Source organism: Streptomyces alkaliterrae (assembly GCF_007097205.2).
GTDB classification, from domain to species: domain Bacteria; phylum Actinomycetota; class Actinomycetes; order Streptomycetales; family Streptomycetaceae; genus Streptomyces; species Streptomyces alkaliterrae.
The window spans coordinates 1-16,486 of record NZ_VJYK02000110.1 but is presented as its reverse complement, the minus strand read 5'-3'; the positions used below and the strand labels follow the sequence as shown (position 1 = coordinate 16,486).

Below are 16,486 nucleotides of genomic sequence, written 5' to 3'. Positions count from 1 at the left end.
GGCCACCAGGTCGTAGTCGTCGACGATCACAAAGGCGTCCGGCAGGTCGTACCAGCTGCGGTTGCGCAGCTGCTCGGGTGTGACGTCCGGGCCCGGCATGCGGCGGCCCAGCGAGCCGGCGAGCCCGGTCAGCACCTCCTGCAGCTGCGGTCCCGCCGCGCAGTACTTGTAGACGTGGCTGTCGGGCAGTTCGCCCAGCAGCGCGCGCCGGTAGTCGGCGACGACCATCAGCGCCTTGTCGGTGCTGTACCGCTCGGCGATCTGCTTCGCCAGCAGGCGCAGCACCGAGGACTTGCCCGACTCGCTCTCGCCGAAGACGACAAAAAGCGGGTCGTTCTCGAAGTCGATGAACGCGGGGGAGAGCGTCGTCTCGTCGACGCCGAAGGCGATGCCTCGCTCGGGGTGCGCGCCACCGGGTGGCAGCTCGTTGACCGACAGCATCGTCGGCAGCATGCGCACCTTGGGCGCCGGCGGCAGGTTCCAGTGCTCGGCGACGGTGGAGACGAAGTGCGCCATGCCGTCGGAAAGGTCCTCGGTGTTGCTGGAGCCGTCGATGCGCGGCAGGCCGGACAGGAAGTGCAGTTTGTCCGGTGACAGGCCGCGTCCCGGCTGGCCGGTCGGCACGTTCTCCGCTCGCTTGCGGTCGAACTCCGACTCCATCGGGTCGCCCAGCCGCAGCTCGACCCGGTTCAGCAGCTGGTCGCGCAGCGCCGGGCGGACCTCGGTGTACCGGGCGGAGGTGATGACCAGGTGGACGCCGAAGCCCAGACCGCGGCTGGCGATGTCCAGGATGACCGGGTCCATCATCTCGTAGTCGGTCTTGAACGTCGCCCAGCCGTCGATGACCAGGAAGACGTCGCCCCAGGGCTGGTCCGGGTACTGGCCGGCGGCCCGCCGCTGGCGGAACGTGCCCATGGAGTCGATGCCGTTGTCGCGGAAGAACTCCTCACGGGCGTTGAGGATGCCGACGACCTCGGAGACCGTGCGGCGGACCTTCTCCGCGTCCAGGCGGGTGGCGACGCCGCCCACGTGCGGCAGCCCCTCGAAGGCGAGCATGCCGCCGCCGCCGAAGTCGAGGCAGTAGAACTGCACCTCGTAGGGGGTGTGGGTGAGCGCGAACCCGGCCATGAGCGTGCGCAGGATCATCGACTTGCCGGACTGCGGGCCGCCGACGACCAGGCCGTGGCCGGCCGAGCCGGAGAAGTCCAGGTACATGACGTCGCGGCGCTGCTCGAACGGCTTGTCCACGATCGCGCACGGCACCACGAGCTTGCTCTGCGCGGTGTACTCGGCGGCGTGCACGCCGCGTTCGGGGCTGACGGCCAGCGCCGGCAGCAGCCGGTCCATCGACGGCGACTCCTCCAGCGGCGGCAGCCACACCTGGTGCGCCGGCGGGCCCTGGCCCTGGAGGCGCTGCACGATGACGTCGAGCACGGTGTCGGCCAGTGCGTCGTCCTCCTGCTCCGGGACCTCCTCCGGCTCCGGCTCCTCGATGACGTGCCGCTCCACGGACTCGGCGGTGAACAGCACAGGCAGCCTGTCGGTGCGCACGCCGCCGCCTCCGCCGCCGCCCCCGCCGGACCGGTAGGGCCCGGACACGTACGCGGCCTTGAACTGCACCATCGTCTCGGTGTCGTACTTGAGGTAGCCCGCGCCGGGCACGTTCGGGAGGTGGTAGGCGTCCGGCACGCCGATCGCGGCGCGGGACTCGGCGGCGGAGAAGGTGCGCAGACCGATCCGGTAGGAGAGGTAGGTGTCCAGACCGCGCAGCCGGCCCTCCTCCAGTCGCTGCGAGGCGAGCAGCATGTGCACGCCGAGCGACCGGCCGATACGGCCGATCTGGATGAACATGTCGATGAAGTCCGGCTTGGCGGTGAGGAGTTCGCTGAACTCGTCGAGCACCATCACCAGCGAGGCGAGCGGCTCCAGCGGGGCGCCGGCCGCGCGGGCCTTCTCGTAGTCGGTGATGTTGGCGTAGTTGCCGGCCGACCGCAGCAGCTCCTGCCGCCGCTGGAGTTCACCGGTGATCGCGTCGCGCATGCGGTCGACCATGGTGAGGTCGTCCGCGAGGTTGGTGATGACGGCGGCGACGTGCGGCATGTCCGACATGCCGGTGAAGGTGGCGCCGCCCTTGAAGTCGGCGAGGATGAAGTTCAGCGTCTCCGACGAGTGCGTGACCGCGAGCCCCAGCACCAGCGTGCGCAGCAGCTCCGACTTGCCGGAACCGGTCGCGCCGACGCACAGGCCGTGCGGGCCCATGCCCTCCTGCGAGGCCTCCTTCACGTCCAGCATGACCGGCTGGCCGTCCTGGCCGAGGCCGATCGGCACCCGCAGCCGCTCGTGCAGGGTGCGCGGACGCCAGGTGCGGGAGACGTCCACCGAACCGGCGTCTCCGATGTTCATCAGGTCGGTGAAGTCCAGGTTGGCCAGCAGTGGTTCGTCGCCGTCGGCGGAACCAGCGCGCAGCGGCGCGAGCAGCCGCGCCAGCGCCTCCGCCTCGGAGACGGACAGCACGTCCGGCTCTCCCGTGTACACCGCGCCGCTGGAGGACTCCAGCGTCAGCTTGCCGGGCGCCACCTGGACGGCGAGCGAGCTGCGCAGCTCGTCCAGGTCGCCGGGCACCACCTCGAGGATCGTCACGCCCTGGAGGCCGTCGGCGCCCGCGATGACGGAGTCCGCCGGCACCCCGCCGCCGTCCAGCACGATGACCACGTGCGGGGTGTCGGCGACCGGCGCGCCCTGCGGGTTGAACCGGCTCCGGCCCTCCAGGTCGTCGGCCAGCAACTCCTCGACCTCGCCCAGGTCCTCGACGATGAGCCGCCGGGTGCCCGCGCCGTCCAGGGAGGAGTGCTGCACGTGCGGCAGCCACTTGGCCCACTCCCACTCCGCGAGCGCGCCCGGCGCGGCCACCACCGCGACCGTCAGGTCCTCCGGCGAGTGCAGGGTGCACAGCTGCGCGACGACCGCGCGGGAGGTGCCGTAGACGGTGTCCGGGTCGCCTGAGACGGTGATGTGGTAGAAGGCGCGCAACGAGACCGCCAGCGGCAGCCCGTCCAGCGTGCCGTGCACGGAGAGGAACTGCTTCATCGCGTGCGCGGTCAGCGGCTCCAGCTCCTCCACCGGCGCGGTCTCCGGCGCCTTGAGCGGGGTGGCCAGTTGCTGCGGCCCCAGGCCCATCCGCACCTGCGCGAAGTCCCCGTCGGAGGCGCGGCGTTCCCACACCCGCCGGCCCTCGGCGACGATCGACCACAGCTGGTCCGGGCTGGGATGCAGGAAGAGCTGCGCGTCCCGCTGCTTGTGCGCGGTGCGCCGCACCTCACGCCGCTTCTGCGACAGGTACTTGAGGTAGTCCTGACGTTCCTGGTTCATCTGCCCCGACGGTCCCTGCCGGGACTTGACGATCTGGGCGATGACCATGGCCAGCGTCGAGCCGAGCATGATGACGCCCATCACCTTCATGAACGGGTTGCCTATGCCCGGCATGAAGAAGAACGCCGCCGAACCCCCCATGCCCAACATGGGCAGGAGGTTCATCAGCATGTTGTTGTCGCCCTCGCGAGGGATCTCGGGCGGAGACTCGAGCGTCACCTCCTCGCTCGGTACGTCGGGCGGAAGAGCCCGAGGCGGGCGCTTGACGACGATCACGCTCACCGGCGCACCAGTCCTTCACGCATCTCGCAGTTCGGACCGCCCCCGTGGTTGAACGGTCTCCCAGTGGCAACCGCCCCGGCGGGTTCGACACCGACCGACGCGGGCGGGGTTGGCACTGGGCCGTGATCCTACTGACCGAGGACAACCCCAGGGGTGGGTGGGGCCATTGCCCCCGTCGACGGTACGCTGACGCTCCGCCGCCGCCTATCCCTGACGGCGTGCAGACAAAAAGCGGACAAACAGCGGACATAACCGCAGACAAAGACGCAGACAGAACCGCAGCACCGGACGAGGGGGCTCCGCCAGGTGAGTACGACCGCAGGGACCGGCTTCTGCCGGGTCACCGTTGCCGCGCCGGACGCACGAATCGACGTGGCGCTCCCGGAGGACGTGCCGCTGGTCGACATCTACCCGGAGATCCTGCGCCTCTCCGGCCAGGTGCAACCCGAGGGCAGCCCCACCGGCTACCACCTCGTCCGCCGCGACGGCACGGTGCTCGACGCCGGCCGCTCACTGGCCGAACAGCGCGTCCTGGACGGGGACGTGCTGCTGCTGCGCCCGTTCGCCGAGTCGCTGCCGCCGGCCGTCTTCGACGACGTGTCGGACGCCGTCTCCTCGGCGGTCAAGCGCAACCGCCGCCGCTGGAGCGACGAGTTGATGAACGCCGCCGGCCTCACCGCCGGTGTGCTGCTGCTGTCGATGATGGCGTTCGTGCTGTGGTTCGCCAACCCGATCGAACGCGACATGCACGGCCTGCCCGGCGTCATCGCCGGCGTCACCGGCGTCACGCTGGTCGCCCTGGCCGGCGTCAGGGCCCGGATATACGACGACCGCAACTCCTCCATCGCGCTCGGCCTCGCCTCCCTGCCGCACCTGCTGCTCGCCGGATCCGGCGTCTTCGGCACCGAGAGCGGCGAGGGCCCGGGACGACTCCACTTCCTGGTCGGCTGCGTGGTCGTCCTGATCGCCTCCGTGCTGCTGGTGGCGCTGCTGCCGTACGGCGACTCGCCGTTCGTCGCCGCCGCGTTCCTGGCCGCCACCGGCACGCTCGCCACCTTCGTCGGCATCCTCACCGACGTGCCGCCGAGCGAGGTCGCCGCCGTGACCGCCGTCGTCGGCATCGCGCTGGTGGCCTGGCTGCCCGGACTGTCCGCCCGGTTCGCCCGGCTGCCCATCGGATACCGCTCGCCCGACCAGATCGCCCAGGGCCGCGACTACGACGACGGCAAGCGCACCCAGGACGAGGCCGTCGACTCGCTGAAGATCGCCGCCCAGGCCCGGCGCGGCCACGAACTGCTGCTCGGCCTCGTCGCCGGCTGCTCGGCACTGGTCGCCATCGCCGCCGGTGTCATCCTCGGCTTCTCCGACAACGGCTGGGCCCAGCTGCTGGCGCTGGCCGCCGGCATCGCCATGATGCTGCGCGCCCGCCTCTTCGACTACACCTCGCAGGTCGCCTGCCTGCTCGTCGGCGGCCTGGTCACCGTGCTGCTCCTGCTGCTGGGCATCACCCTCGACCCGCCGGTGGAGGCCCTCCAGGCGCTGTACCGGGACGGCGACAGCGGCCCGCTGAACGTCCACACCGTCTGGTTCTCCAGCAGCATCGCGCTGGGCGCGGCCGTGCTCGTCGCCGTCGGACTGATCGTCCCCAACAAGGGTCTGTCACCCTTCTGGGGGAGGGTGCTCGACATCTTCGAGGGCGCGGTACTGCTCTCCCTCGTCCCGCTGTGCCTGGCGGTCCTCGACGTCTACGCCGCCGCCCGCGCCATGACCAGCTAGCGCCTCGTGTAGTCTAGGGGCGGCCGTTTGTGTACGCGCCCCCGGAGATCCCTCTGGAGGAAGCGCTCAGCGGATCCCCGCCTCCCGAGTAACGGAAGCTCCCCTGTGGCCAAGACCAGGGGCACTCGGTGGCTGCCCGCAAGGGCGAGTAAACCAAGGAGTACGCGTGTCGTCCCTCGATGCCGCCACGAAGAAGCAGATCATCTCCGAGTTCGCCACCAAGGAGGGTGACACCGGCTCCCCCGAGGTCCAGGTGGCGCTGCTCACCCGTCGGATCACCGACCTGACGGAGCACCTGAAGACCCACAAGCACGACCACCACTCCCGCCGTGGTCTGCTGCTGCTCGTCGGCCAGCGCCGCCGCCTGCTGCAGTACCTGGCGAAGAAGGACATCCAGCGCTTCCGCGCCCTGGTCGACCGCCTCGGCATCCGCCGGGGTGCGGCCGGCGCCCGCTGAACGATGATGGAGGGAGCGGTTCCCAGGACCGGGGGCCGCTCCCTTCGTCGTACCTCACGGTGACCGGAACCTTTGTAGTCTGGTCCCACACCTGAATCACGAGCACGACAACATGAGGCGGGGCGCGCCCGCCCGACGCCGGTCCTCGGTAGTGGCACTCGGACGGAACGACTTCCGGGTGCTTCGATCGAAGACCGGCCCGCACAGGGAGCGCTCCACCGTACGAGCCGGCCGCGACACGCGTGGCCGGCGCAGACGAGGAGACAACACTGGTGGAGAACGAGACCCACTACGCCGAGGCCGTCATCGACAACGGCGCCTTCGGCACCCGCACCATCCGCTTCGAGACGGGACGGCTGGCCAGGCAGGCCGCCGGTTCCGCCGTGGCGTACCTGGACGACGACACCATGGTGCTGTCGGCCACCACCGCGTCCAAGAACCCCAAGGACCAGCTGGACTTCTTCCCCCTCACGGTCGACGTCGAGGAGCGGATGTACTCCGCCGGCAAGATCCCCGGCTCCTTCTTCCGCCGCGAGGGCCGCCCCTCCGAGGACGCCATCCTCACCTGCCGGCTGATCGACCGCCCGCTGCGCCCCTCCTTCAGGAAGGGCCTGCGCAACGAGATCCAGATCGTCGAGACGATCATGGCGCTCAACCCCGACCACCTCTACGACGTGGTCGCGATCAACGCCGCCTCCTGCTCCACGCAGCTCGCCGGCCTGCCCTTCTCCGGCCCGATCGGCGGCACCCGCGTCGCCCTCATCAAGGGCCAGTGGGTCGCCTTCCCGACGCACAGCGAGCTCGAGGACGCCGTCTTCGACATGGTCGTGGCCGGCCGGGTGCTGCCCGACGGCGACGTCGCGATCATGATGGTCGAGGCCGAGGCCACCGAGAAGACCGTCGAGATGGTCAAGGGCGGCGTCCAGGCGCCGACCGAGGAGGTCGTGGCCGCCGGTCTCGAGGCCGCCAAGCCCTTCATCAAGGTGCTCTGCCGCGCCCAGTCCGACCTCGCCGCCAAGGCCGCCAAGCCCACCGGCGAGTTCCCGATCTTCCTGGACTACCAGGACGACGTGTACGAGGCGCTGACCGCCGCCGTCCGCGACGAGCTGTCCCAGGCGCTCACCATCGCAGGCAAGCAGGAGCGGGAGACCGAGCTCGACCGCGTCAAGGCGCTCGCCGCCGAGAAGCTGCTCCCGCAGTTCGAGGGCCGCGAGAAGGAGATCTCCGCCGCGTACCGCTCGCTCACCAAGCAGCTGGTCCGCGAGCGCGTGATCAAGGAGAAGAAGCGCATCGACGGCCGCGGTGTCACCGACATCCGCACGCTGGCCGCCGAGGTCGAGGCCATCCCGCGGGTGCACGGCTCGGCGCTGTTCGAGCGCGGCGAGACGCAGATCCTCGGCGTCACCACGCTCAACATGCTCCGCATGGAGCAGCAGCTGGACACCCTCTCCCCGGTGACCCGCAAGCGCTACATGCACAACTACAACTTCCCGCCCTACTCCACCGGTGAGACGGGCCGCGTCGGCTCTCCCAAGCGCCGCGAGATCGGCCACGGCGCGCTGGCCGAGCGCGCCATCGTGCCGGTCCTGCCGACGCGTGAGGAGTTCCCCTACGCGATCCGCCAGGTCTCCGAGGCGCTGGGCTCCAACGGCTCCACCTCGATGGGCTCGGTCTGCGCCTCGACCATGTCCCTGCTGAACGCCGGCGTGCCGCTCAAGGCGCCGGTCGCCGGCATCGCCATGGGCCTGATCTCCGAGGAGATCGAGGGCGAGACGCACTACGTCACCCTCACCGACATCCTCGGTGCGGAGGACGCCTTCGGCGACATGGACTTCAAGGTCGCCGGCACCCGCGAGTTCGTCACCGCCCTCCAGCTCGACACCAAGCTGGACGGCATCCCGGCCTCCGTCCTCGCCGCGGCCCTCAACCAGGCCCGCGACGCGCGTCTGCACATCCTGGACGTGATGAACGAGGCCATCGACGTCCCCGACGAGATGTCCCCGAACGCCCCGCGGATCATCACCGTGAAGATCCCCGTGGACAAGATCGGCGAGGTCATCGGCCCCAAGGGCAAGATGATCAACCAGATCCAGGAGGACACCGGCGCCGACATCACCATCGAGGACGACGGCACCATCTACATCGGTGCCGCCGACGGTCCGGCCGCCGAGGCCGCCCGCAGCACGATCAACGGCATCGCCAACCCGACGATGCCCGAGGTCGGCGAGCGCTACCTGGGCACGGTCGTCAAGACCACCACCTTCGGCGCGTTCGTCTCGCTGCTGCCCGGCAAGGACGGTCTGCTGCACATCTCGCAGATCCGCAAGCTCGCCGGCGGCAAGCGCGTGGAGAACGTCGAGGACGTCCTCGGCGTCGGCCAGAAGGTCCAGGTCGAGATCGCCGAGATCGACCAGCGCGGCAAGCTCTCCCTGATCCCCGTCCTGGAGGACGAGGAGGGCGAGAAGGCCGCCGACACCGGCGAGGCGAAGGACGACACCGACAAGTGACGTACCCGTCCCGTTCGACGGCCCGCCCCACCCAAACGGTGGGGCGGGCCGTCGCCCGTCACCCGCGCCGCGCCTCGACCCGCACCCTGCTCGCGGGCAGCAACGGCATCGGCACGGTCCGCAAGACGGTGCTGCCCGGCGGCCTGCGCGTCGTCACCGAGACGCTGCCCTCCGTCCGCTCGGCGACCTTCGGGATCTGGGCGCACGTCGGCTCCCGCGACGAGACCCCGGCGCTCGGCGGCGCCACCCACTACCTCGAACACCTGCTCTTCAAGGGCACCGGGCGGCGCAGCGCGCTGGACATCTCGGCGGCGCTGGACGCCGTCGGCGGTGAGATGAACGCCTTCACCGCAAAGGAGTACACCTGCTACTACGCCCGGGTGCTCGACACCGACCTGCCGCTGGCCATCGACGTGGTCTGCGACATGCTCACCGGCTCGCTGATCCGCGCCGAGGACGTGGACGCCGAGCGCGGCGTGATCCTCGAAGAGATCGCCATGACCGAGGACGACCCCGGTGACTGCGTGCACGACCTGTTCGCGCACACCATGTTCGGCGACACCCCGCTGGGCCGCCCGGTCCTCGGCACGGTCGACACCGTCAACGCGCTCACCCGGGACCGCGTCGCCCGCTTCTACCGCAGGCACTACGACCCCACCCACCTGGTGGTCGCCGCGGCCGGCAACATCGACCACAACACCGTCGTCCGCCGGGTGCGCGCCGCCTTCGAGCAGGCCGGCGCCCTGCGGAACGAGGACGCCGTGCCGGTGCCGCCGCGCGCCGGCAGCCGCCGCGTGCGCACCGCCGGCCGTGTCGAACTGCTCGACCGGCGCACCGAGCAGGCGCACGTCGTCCTCGGCATGCCGGGCCTGGCACGCACCGACGAGCGCCGCTGGGCGCTCGGTGTGCTCAACGCCGCGCTCGGCGGCGGCATGAGCTCCCGGCTCTTCCAGGAGGTACGGGAGAAGCGCGGCCTGGCCTACTCGGTGTACTCCTACACCTCCGGCTACGCGGACTGCGGCCTCTTCGGCGTCTACGCCGGCTGCCGCCCCGGCCAGGTGCGCGACGTACTGAAGATCTGCCGCGACGAGCTCGCGCAGGTCGCCGAGCACGGCCTGCCCGACGAGGAGCTGCGCCGCGCGGTCGGCCAGCTCTCCGGCTCCACCGTGCTCGGCCTCGAGGACACCGGCGCGCTCATGCACCGCATCGGCAAGAGCGAGCTGTGCTGGGGCGAGCAGATGTCGGTGGACGACATGCTCGCCCGGATCGCCGCCGTCACTCCCGAGGACGTCCGCGAGGTCGCCGCCCAGGTGCTCGGGCAGCGCCCGTCCCTGTCGGTGATCGGCCCGCTCACCGACAAGCAGGCCGCCCGACTGGACGAGGCGGTCGCCTGACGACCCGCCGGACTAGCCCTCGAACCAGCCCCGCCCGTTGAAGCAAAGGAAGCACCACGATGAGCAAGCCGCTGCGCGTCGCAGTGATCGGCGCCAAGGGCCGGATGGGCTCCGAGGCCGTCAAGGCCGTGGACGCGGCCGACGACCTCGAACTGGTCGCCGCCCTCGGCCGGGGTGACCGGCTGGAGGCCGTGACCGAGGCCGGCGCCCAGGTCGCCGTCGACCTCACCCATCCCGACGCGGTGATGGACAACCTCGACTTCTGCGTCCGCAACGGGGTGCACGGCGTCGTCGGCACCACGGGCTGGACCGACGAGCGCCTGGCCACCCTGCGCGGCTGGCTCGCCGAATCGCCGTCCACCGGCGTGCTCATCGCCCCGAACTTCGGCATCGGCGCCGTACTCACCATGCGCTTCGCGCAGCAGGCCGCCCGGTTCTTCGAGTCGGTGGAGGTCGTGGAGCTCCACCACCCGAACAAGGCGGACGCACCGAGCGGCACCGCCGTGCGCACCGCCCAGCTCATCGCCTCCGCGCGGGCCGAGGCGGGCTGCCCGCCCCAGCCGGACGCCACCAGCACCGCGCTGGACGGCGCCCGGGGCGCGGACGTCGACGGCGTCCCCGTGCACGCGGTGCGGCTGCGCGGCCTGATCGCCCACCAGGAGGTGCTGTTCGGCGGTGAGGGGGAGACGCTGACCATCCGGCACGACTCCCTGCACCGCAACTCCTTCATGCCCGGCGTGCTGCTCGGCGTCCGGAAGGTCGTGGACACGCCCGGGCTCACCTTCGGGCTCGAACACTTCCTCGACCTGGACGGCTGAGGCACCGGCCATGCGCGCGAAGATCACCTACTTCGTTCTCGCCGCCGTCCTGTGCGTGTACTTCGTCCTGGTCGGCGGCCGGGGCGTGGCACTCATCCCGTACGGCTCCCCGGTCACCGTCGGCTTTGGTGTCGCGGTGCTGGTGCTACCGCTGATCGGCCTGTGGTTCCTCTGGCAGAGCACGGCCTTCGCGCACCGGGCGGGCCGGCTGGCCAGGGAACTGGAGGCCGAGGGCGGTCTCCCGGTGGACGAGCTGGAGCGCACCCCGAGCGGACGTGTCGACAAGGCGTCCGCGGACGCCGTCTTCGCCCGCCGCAGAGCCGAGACGGAAGCCAACCCGGAGGACTGGCGCAGCTGGTTCCGGCTCGCCGTCGCCTACCACGACGCGCGGGACACCCCGCGCGCCCGCAAGGCCATGCAGCGAGCGATCACCCTGCGCCGCACGGCCGACGGCTGAGAACCGTCCCCCGGCGGTGCCGGGGGACGGGCGGCCGTCAGCGGGGAACGCGATGCTCGTCCGCCCACGCCTCCAGGACGTCGGCCGCCCGGTCGAAGGCCTCCGGGCGGGAGAGGAAGTCCGCGCTGTGGTCCGTCAGCAGGACCCGCAGCGCGTCACCGGAGTGCCGCCGGACGACCAGCGCCTGGCCCTGCACCCCGCGCGGCAGCCCCAGCCACCGCACCGGCTGCTGGACGGTCCGCACGGAGGCCACCTGGGCCCACGGCAGCGTCCTCGTCCACAGCAGGCCCACCTGACGCAGGCCGTGCGAGCTGACCCAGATCCCCACGCGCAGCGTCCGCAGCGCGCAGCCGATCACCACGACGGCTGCCGCCAGACACACCGCGCCGCCCTTGAGCGTGCCCGCGAGCACGATGATCAGCGCCGAGACCAGCAGGTAGGCGGAGAGCAGGAGCAGCAGCGCGGCGCCGGCCACCCGCCACGGTCCTGGCCGGTAGGGGCGCCGCCACCGCCCGCGGTCCTCGAAGGGCAACGGTTCCTCGGCCGGGTGCGCGTGATCGCGCAGATCGTCATCGGCCGTCAGGAAGGACATGGGCACGGCGGATCCTCGTTCACGGGTTGTTCTCGTGGACAGGAACGACTCCTGTGGCACGTGAGGCTATCCGGCCCGCCCGCGCCTCACCAGGCCGGGCGCCGACACGGCGTGCCGACGCGGCGTACCACGGCCCGCCCGCGGCCGTCGGGTCAGCGGCTGTGCCCGGCCTGTTCCTGCTGCTGCACCCGGTCGCGCTGCTGCTCCACGTCGAGCGCCGGCATCCCCAGCAGCAGTGAGCCGACCAGCCCGGAGACCACGACAAGCCCGATGAGTACCCGTCCGGCTATCTCGCCGGTACCGGCCCGCTCGCGCGGCGGTGGCGTGACGTTGTCGCGGAATCGATCCGCCTCCGCCACGAAGGCGAACGGAACCTGCTGGGCGCCGGCACCGGTCCCGCGTCCGAACATGGCAAATCCTCCCCCAACTCTCATCTCGGGTCTCACACGTACAGACGTGCGGAAGCCCCGGAAAGTTGCCTGCGCACGGCAACGTTCCGGCCACGGTCGGCATCCCCGTCCGGCGAGCCGGCCCGGGCAACCGGTGACATGGCGGCCTCCCGGGAGGCATAGGCTGAACCCGCACGTCGAGCAGACCTGGAAGGAACCTCGCGGTGACCGACTCTCCCCGCTTCCGCAGCGACATGACCGTCGAGCTGGTCAAGCACAGCGCGGCCGACACGGACGTCCTGTGGGCGGCCCGGGTCTCCACCGCCGGGGAGCAGTCCCTGGAGGAGCTGGAGAAGGACCCGCAGCGGTCGAAGGGTCTGATCAACTACCTCATGCGGGACCGGCACGGCAGCCCGTTCGAGCACAATTCGATGACGTTCTTCGTCAGCGCGCCGCTGTTCGTCTTCCGTGAGTTCCACCGCCACCGCGTGGGCTGGAGCTACAACGAGGAGAGCGGCCGGTACCGCGAGCTGGAGCCGGTCTTCTACGTGCCGGACGCCTCCCGCAAGCTCGTCCAGCAGGGCCGGCCCGGCAAGTACGAGTTCGTCGAGGGCAGCGAGAAGCAGCTCGAGGTCGTCCAGGAGCAGATGACCGAGTCCTATCGGCAGTCGTACGCCGCCTACCAGGAGATGCTGGGCGCCGGTGTGGCGCGGGAGGTCGCCAGGGCCACCCTGCCGGTCGGCCTCTACTCCTCCATGTACGCCACCTGCAACGCCCGGTCGCTGATGCACTTCCTCGGCCTGCGCACCCAGCACGAGCTGGCCCGCGTGCCGTCCTTCCCGCAGCGCGAGATCGAGATGGTCGCGGAGCTGATGGAGGCGGAGTGGGCGAAGCTGATGCCACTCACCCACCAGGCGTTCAACGCGAACGGGCGTGTCGCGCCCTGACCGGAAAGTGCCGCCCGCTGGGCATCGGAAGCCACTCCCTCTCGGATGGCTGTGTCCGTATTGCGGCATTTCATCCGATTCATCTACGCTGAAGTACGGACCCGGCACTGTCTGAACCCCCGAGCAGGCAGTGCCGGGATCCACATTCGACCTCACCCCTAGGGAGCGCCGGGCACCCGGCTGCGAGTAGCGTGGGATCCATGGCTCCGACCTCCACACCGCAGACGCCCTTCGGGCGGGTCCTGACCGCGATGGTCACGCCGTTCGCCGCGGACGGCGAACTCGACCTCGACGGCGCGCAGCGTCTCGCCGCCCACCTCGTGGACGCCGGCAATGACGGTCTCATCGTCAACGGCACCACCGGCGAGTCCCCGACCACCAGCGATGCGGAGAAAGCCCGGCTCGTCCGAGCCGTCGTGGAGGCCGTCGGAGACCGCGCCTTCGTCGTCGCCGGAGCCGGCACCAACGACACCCGCCACAGCCTCGAGCTGGCCCGCGCGGCCGCCGACGCCGGCGCCCACGGCCTGCTCGCCGTGACGCCCTACTACAACAAGCCCCCGCAGGAGGGGCTCTACCGGCACTTCACCGCCGTCGCCGACGCGACCGACCTGCCGGTCATGCTCTACGACATCCCCGGCCGCTCCGGAGTGCCGATCAACACCGAGACGATCGTCCGCCTCGCCGAGCACCCCCGCATCGTGGCCAACAAGGACGCCAAGGGCGACCTCGGCCGCGCCAGCTGGGCCATCGCCACCAGCGGCCTGGCCTGGTACTCCGGCGACGACATGCTGAACCTGCCGCTGCTGTCCGTCGGCGCGGTCGGCTTCGTCTCCGTCGTCGGCCACCTCGTCGCCCCCGAACTGCGCGCGATGCTCGAGGCCCACCTCAGCGGCGACGTCGCCAAGGCCACCGAGATCCACCAGAAGCTGCTCCCGGTCTTCACCGGAATGTTCCGCACCCAGGGAGTGATCACCACCAAGGCGGCGCTCATGAGCCAGGGCCTGCCTGCCGGCCCGCTCCGGCTGCCCCTGGTGGAGCTCACCGAGGAGGAGGCAGCCCAGCTGCACCGCGACCTGACCGCGGGCGGCGTCCAGCTCACCCCGGCGGACTCCACGGCTCCCTAGCCGCCGGCACACCGAACGTCAGCACACCGAACGTCAGCACACCGAACACGTCACCAACCGAACGTCAGCACACCGGACAAGAGGAACCCGTACGACAACCGCCGCGCCCGGGCGCGCGGCGCCAGACGATCGCACGCGCCACGTGCCCAGGGGGGTGCGTGGCGCGTGCGGTGAGGAGAGTCTTTTGAGTCATCCACACCCCGAACTCGGCTCACCGCCACCACTCCCCGAAGGCGGATTCCGAGTCACCCCGCTGGGCGGCCTGGGGGAGATCGGCCGCAACATGACCGTCTTCGAGTTCGACGGCCGACTGCTGATCGTCGACTGCGGCGTGCTCTTCCCCGAGGAGGAGCAGCCCGGCATCGACCTCATCCTGCCCGACTTCAGCAGCATCCGGGACCGCCTCGACGACATCGACGGCATCGTCCTCACCCACGGGCACGAGGACCACATCGGCGGCGTGCCCTACCTGCTGCGCGAGAAGCCGGACATCCCGCTGATCGGCTCCAAGCTCACCCTCGCGCTCATCGAGGCCAAGCTCCAGGAGCACCGGATCCGCCCCTACACCCTGGAGGTCCAGGAGGGCCACCGGGAGCGGGTCGGCCCGTTCGACTGCGAGTTCATCGCGGTCAACCACTCCATCCCGGACGCGCTCGCGCTGGCCGTGCGCACCCCCGCCGGCCTGGTCGTGCACACCGGCGACTTCAAGATGGACCAGCTGCCGCTCGACGGCCGCCTCACCGACCTCCGCGCCTTCTCCCGCCTCGGCGAGGAGGGCATCGACCTGCTGCTCTCGGACTCCACCAACGCGGAGGTCCCGGGCTTCGTCCCGCCCGAGCGGGACATCTCGCAGGTACTGCGGCAGGTCTTCGCCGGCGCCCAGAAGCGGATCATCGTGGCCAGCTTCGCCAGCCACGTCCACCGCATCCAGCAGATCCTCGACGCCGCGCACGAGTACGGCCGCCGGGTCGCCTTTGTCGGCCGCTCGATGGTCCGCAACATGGGCATCGCCCGGGACCTCGGCTACCTGAAGATCCCCGCCGGGCTTGTCGTCGACGTCAAGGCGCTGGGCGACCTCCCCGACGACGAGGTCGTGCTCGTCTGTACCGGGTCGCAGGGCGAGCCGATGGCGGCGCTGTCCCGGATGGCGAACCGGGACCACCAGATCCGCATCGTCCAGGGCGACACGGTGATCCTTGCGTCCTCCCTCATCCCCGGCAACGAGAACGCCGTCTACCGGGTGATCAACGGGCTGACCCGTTGGGGCGCCAACGTCGTACACAAGGGCAACGCGAAGGTGCACGTCTCCGGCCACGCCTCGGCCGGCGAGCTGCTGTACTTCTACAACATCTGCCAGCCGAGCAACCTGATGCCCGTCCACGGCGAATGGCGCCACCTGCGGGCCAACGCCGAACTCGGTGCGCTCACCGGAGTACCCCAGGACCAGGTGGTCATCGCCGAGGACGGCGTGGTGGTCGACCTCATCGAGGGCAAGGCCAAGATCGTCGGCAAGGTGCAGGCCGGCTACGTCTACGTCGACGGCCTGTCCGTCGGCGACGTGACCGAGAGCGCCTTGAAGGACCGGCGGATCCTCGGAGACGAGGGCATCATCTCCGTCTTCGTGGTCGTGGACAGCACCACCGGCAAGATCACCGGTGGTCCGCACATCCACAGCCGGGGCTCCGGCATCGACGACGCCGACTTCAGCGGAGTCGTCCCGCGCATCCAGGAGGCCCTGGACCGCTCGGCACAGGACGGCGTCACGGAGGTGCACCAGCTCCAGCAGCTCATCCGCCGCAACGTGGGCCGTTGGGTGTCGGACAACTACCGACGCCGCCCGATGATCCTTCCGGTCGTGGTCGAGGTCTGACGACCCGTCACCATCCGTACGGACGCGGGGCGCCTCGATTTGCATCGAGGCGCCCCGCTCCAGTACGTTGACGTCTCCGCCCGGGAGAACCGCCCGGAGTCAGACATGGCTCCGACAGGATCCGGAGGGCGGGAAACCCGGCTCAGAACCTCTGATAAAGTCGGGACGCGCCGAAAGGCCGACGGGAATCCAACGCCCGCAGAGTGAATTCAGTCCGGTGAAACGGGCCGGAAAAACTCTGGTAAGGTTGGAAACACCGAAGGGAAGCGCCCGGAGGAAGCCCGGAAGGGAATCCGAAGGAAGCGTCCGTTCCTTGAGAACTCAACAGTGTGCCAAAAGTCAACGCCAGATATGTTGATACCCCGTCCGTTCACGTTTTGTGGATGGTCGAGGTTCCTTTGAAACACAACACAGCGAGGACGCTGTGAACGAGTGGGCTTATTCCGCCTGCTTGTTCCGCTCTTCTGTGGTTGTGACCCCGATTACGGGGAAGCATTCATGGAG

General features: G+C 70.3%; 12 protein-coding genes. 9 read left to right on the top strand and 3 right to left on the bottom strand.

Translation table 11 applies throughout. The features are described 5' to 3' along the window. Positions 1–3,651, bottom strand: a 3,651-nt coding sequence (gene eccCa, locus FNX44_RS12760; RefSeq protein ID WP_143648185.1) for a type VII secretion protein EccCa, incomplete at its 3' end; no start/stop codon positions are given. Between the two features lie 306 nt (positions 3,652–3,957). Here eccCa and eccD point away from each other — a divergent pair. The 6 genes from eccD to FNX44_RS12730 all read left to right on the top strand — a co-directional run bounded on the left by eccD (position 3,958) and on the right by FNX44_RS12730 (position 11,060). Continuing rightward, complete coding sequence (gene eccD, locus FNX44_RS12755; protein WP_143648184.1) at positions 3,958–5,427, top strand: type VII secretion integral membrane protein EccD; 1,470 nt, start codon at positions 3,958–3,960, stop codon at positions 5,425–5,427. A 166-nt stretch (positions 5,428–5,593) separates the two neighbouring features. Further along, positions 5,594–5,884, top strand: a complete 291-nt coding sequence (rpsO, locus tag FNX44_RS12750) for a 30S ribosomal protein S15 (protein ID WP_143648183.1) — start codon at positions 5,594–5,596, stop codon at positions 5,882–5,884. 272 nt (positions 5,885–6,156) lie between these two features. Then, positions 6,157–8,391: a polyribonucleotide nucleotidyltransferase gene (locus FNX44_RS12745; RefSeq protein WP_143648182.1), complete on the top strand. Its 2,235-nt coding sequence runs from the start codon at positions 6,157–6,159 to the stop codon at positions 8,389–8,391. Next, the gene (locus FNX44_RS12740) at positions 8,388–9,785 is read left to right on the top strand and encodes a M16 family metallopeptidase (protein WP_143648181.1); all 1,398 of its coding nucleotides are present in this window, start codon (positions 8,388–8,390) and stop codon (positions 9,783–9,785) included. The genes FNX44_RS12745 and FNX44_RS12740 overlap by 4 nt, the downstream gene beginning before the upstream one ends. 59 nt (positions 9,786–9,844) lie before the next feature. Further along, the gene (dapB, locus tag FNX44_RS12735; protein ID WP_143648180.1) at positions 9,845–10,603 is read left to right on the top strand and encodes a 4-hydroxy-tetrahydrodipicolinate reductase; all 759 of its coding nucleotides are present in this window, start codon (positions 9,845–9,847) and stop codon (positions 10,601–10,603) included. Positions 10,604–10,613: 10 nt separating this feature from the next. Beyond that, positions 10,614–11,060: a tetratricopeptide repeat protein gene (locus tag FNX44_RS12730; RefSeq protein WP_143648179.1), complete on the top strand. Its 447-nt coding sequence runs from the start codon at positions 10,614–10,616 to the stop codon at positions 11,058–11,060. Positions 11,061–11,097: 37 nt separating this feature from the next. Here FNX44_RS12730 and FNX44_RS12725 read toward each other — a convergent pair whose 3' ends face one another. Both FNX44_RS12725 and FNX44_RS12720 read right to left on the bottom strand, forming a co-directional pair. Continuing rightward, positions 11,098–11,658, bottom strand: a complete 561-nt coding sequence (locus FNX44_RS12725) for an SCO5741 family PH domain-containing membrane protein (RefSeq protein ID WP_143648178.1) — start codon at positions 11,656–11,658, stop codon at positions 11,098–11,100. A 146-nt stretch (positions 11,659–11,804) separates the two neighbouring features. Continuing rightward, on the bottom strand, positions 11,805–12,062 hold the full coding sequence (locus FNX44_RS12720; RefSeq protein ID WP_143648177.1) for a hypothetical protein: 258 nt from the start codon (positions 12,060–12,062) through the stop codon (positions 11,805–11,807). Between the two features lie 233 nt (positions 12,063–12,295). Between FNX44_RS12720 and thyX the strand changes: the two genes are divergently transcribed. The 3 genes from thyX (at position 12,296) to FNX44_RS12705 (ending at position 15,982) form a co-directional block, all read left to right on the top strand. Next, entirely contained in the window at positions 12,296–12,988 is a 693-nt protein-coding gene (thyX, locus tag FNX44_RS12715) for an FAD-dependent thymidylate synthase (RefSeq protein WP_153507211.1), read from the top strand. Between the two features lie 200 nt (positions 12,989–13,188). Then, positions 13,189–14,112, top strand: coding sequence for a 4-hydroxy-tetrahydrodipicolinate synthase (dapA, locus tag FNX44_RS12710; protein WP_143648175.1), 924 nt, complete (start codon positions 13,189–13,191; stop codon positions 14,110–14,112). A gap of 184 nt (positions 14,113–14,296) precedes the next feature. Further along, positions 14,297–15,982, top strand: coding sequence for a ribonuclease J (locus FNX44_RS12705; RefSeq protein ID WP_143648174.1), 1,686 nt, complete (start codon positions 14,297–14,299; stop codon positions 15,980–15,982). Positions 15,983–16,486: the final 504 nt, after the last annotated feature.

Coding starts and splice junctions, on each gene's coding strand:
- dapB (WP_143648180.1), top strand. CDS start 9,845: ATGAGCAAGCCGCTGCGCGTCGCAGTGATCGGCGCCAAGGGCCGGATG.
- FNX44_RS12730 (WP_143648179.1), top strand. CDS start 10,614: ATGCGCGCGAAGATCACCTACTTCGTTCTCGCCGCCGTCCTGTGCGTG.
- FNX44_RS12720 (WP_143648177.1), bottom strand. CDS start 12,062: ATGTTCGGACGCGGGACCGGTGCCGGCGCCCAGCAGGTTCCGTTCGCC.
- thyX (WP_153507211.1), top strand. CDS start 12,296: ATGACCGTCGAGCTGGTCAAGCACAGCGCGGCCGACACGGACGTCCTG.
- dapA (WP_143648175.1), top strand. CDS start 13,189: ATGGCTCCGACCTCCACACCGCAGACGCCCTTCGGGCGGGTCCTGACC.